Source organism: Treponema primitia ZAS-1, assembly GCF_000297095.1.
Classification (GTDB): Bacteria; Spirochaetota; Spirochaetia; order Treponematales; family Breznakiellaceae; genus Termitinema; species Termitinema primitia_A.
Genome location: NZ_AEEA01000117.1, coordinates 1 through 2,045, shown reverse-complemented (window position 1 = coordinate 2,045; position 2,045 = coordinate 1). Strand labels below are relative to the sequence as shown.

Here is a 2,045-nt window from a genome sequence, read left to right as displayed (position 1 = left end):
GCCACCGACATTACTGGTGCCGGTGCCGGTGCCGGTAACGGGGCCGCTGTTGGAGCAGTCGGTGATAGTGGCTTCGTCGTTGTACCCCCACCATGCCGCCGACATTGCTGGCGCCGGAAACGGAGCCGCTGTTGGAGCAGCCGGTGATTTTGTTTTCGACGCTGTTGCTGCTCCCCGCCACGCCGCCGACTCGCTCGGCGCCTTTAATGGAGCCGCTGTTGGAGCAGTCGGTGATGGAGCCGCCGGTGAAGCCCCCCACTATGCCGCCGACATTGCTGAGCTTGTCTGTGCCGGTAACGTCGCCGGTGTTGGAGCAGGTGGTGATAGTGCCGTAGAGGTTGTCCCCCACCACGCCGCCGACTCGATTGGCGCCATTAACGGAACTGCTGTTGGAGCAGTCGGTAATTTCGCCCCAGTCGCTGCACCCCACCACGCCGCCGACATCTTTGGCGCCATTAACGGAACCGCTCGCTATATGCACATTCTTCACCTTGCCGTCTCGGCCCACATACCCGAACAGCCCCTGGAAATTAGAGGTGTTGTCTATAAACAGGTTATTGATAGCCTTGCCGTCGCCGTCGAAGAGCCCGAAAAAGCGGTCGTCGCCGTTGCTGTTGGAGCCTATCGCCGTCCATTTCTGGCCGGACCAGTTGCTTCCCACGCCGGCGGGAGGGATGCCCAACAGGTCCAGGTCCGCTTCCTGCTTGTACTTCTTACTCAGGTTGCCCGCTGTGTTAATCAACTGGAATTCCGCATAGCTGCCGATGGGGATGAAGCCGTCCTCGACGGCCCGGAACTGGAGTTTGCCGTCCTCGTCCAGGTTCAGCGTAACCAGCTCTTCCTCCTTGCGGCCGATGAGGATTTCGTCGCCATCGGTGGTGATGCTTTTGAGGAGGCCGTCCTCCACAACTCCGGAGATGCTCCCCGTATAGTAGCCCTCAATAGCCAGGTTCGCTACCGTGACCGTGACCCAATCCTCGTACCAAGGGCCGTCTGTTGTTTGGGCCTTCACACCCACGGTGTAGGTCCCCGGGCTCCGGCCTGCGCCCCCGAAGGTGTAGGCGGCCCCGGTGGTGGGGGTGTCGTCTGCGGTCACGGGGCTCCCGTTCACCGTCCACCGGAAGTTGCGGTAGTCGCTGTAGTCGCTCTCGTCCAGGCTGAGGGTGAGGGTCTCGTCGGGGCCTATCAAGTCGATGTTGCAGCTTTTGGTGATGACGAGGGTGGGCTTCGGGATGACCCAGTCCGTGGAAGGGGTGACTTCCGCTTTGCCGCCGGTGGTTGCCGGGAAGCTGACGGTGAAGGTGAGGGTGTTTTCGGCGGTGTCGCCGCTCGGGTTCACGGCCTCGAGGGTCGTCCCGTCCACCGTGGGGGTGATGCCGTCGGTGAACTTGTAGCCGGGATAGGCTTGCAAGGTGATGGTCGCCCGGTAGGTGGCCTGGGGCTTGAAGGTGACGCCGTCCCAGGTAACGGTGCTGGTGCTGGGGCTGTAGGTCTGCTCCCAGACGAGGTCCGTCACCATGTAGCGGGTGTCGCCGTCGGCGCGCAGGTCGGTGGTTGCCACCGGGGGCTGCCCCGTGGCGGGGGCCACAAGGCCGGTCACCGAAGCGTCGATGATTGATGCGGGCGCCACCGGGCCTATGATGTCCCGTTTGCTGCCGTCGTAGCCGGTGCGGCTCACTTCCACGGCGATAAGCTTGCCCACATCGGCGACGGTCAGGGTATAGGTGCTGCCGCTCGCCTCGGTAATCGCCGCTTCCGTGCCCGCCGTACTGTCGCGCCGTTTCCAGACGTAGATCGGGTCGCCGGTCCCCTTCAGATCAGGGGTCGCCGTCAGGGTTTCGCCATAAACCGCCGAACCGTCCAGGCTCACCGTACCCATCAGGGCGGGCTTCAGGTCTAGCTCGCCAAAGTCACCTGCAGCCAGGGTTTCCAGGCCGGGGTAGAGGTGGGCCACCCAGCCGCGGGTGGCGCTCAAGTCTCCTCGGGTCAGCTTGACCTGTACCAGGTAATTGCCGGCGGCCAGGTCGACAGTGCCCGCATACCGG

Annotated in this window: 1 protein-coding gene; it reads right to left on the bottom strand. The window is 63.6% G+C overall.

Annotated elements, in window-relative coordinates; genetic code table 11:
* Positions 1 to 10: 10 nt before the first annotated feature.
* Positions 11 to 2,045 (bottom strand): GLUG motif-containing protein (locus TPRIMZ1_RS19290; protein ID WP_010262066.1); only part of this gene is annotated, 2,035 nt, incomplete at its 5' end.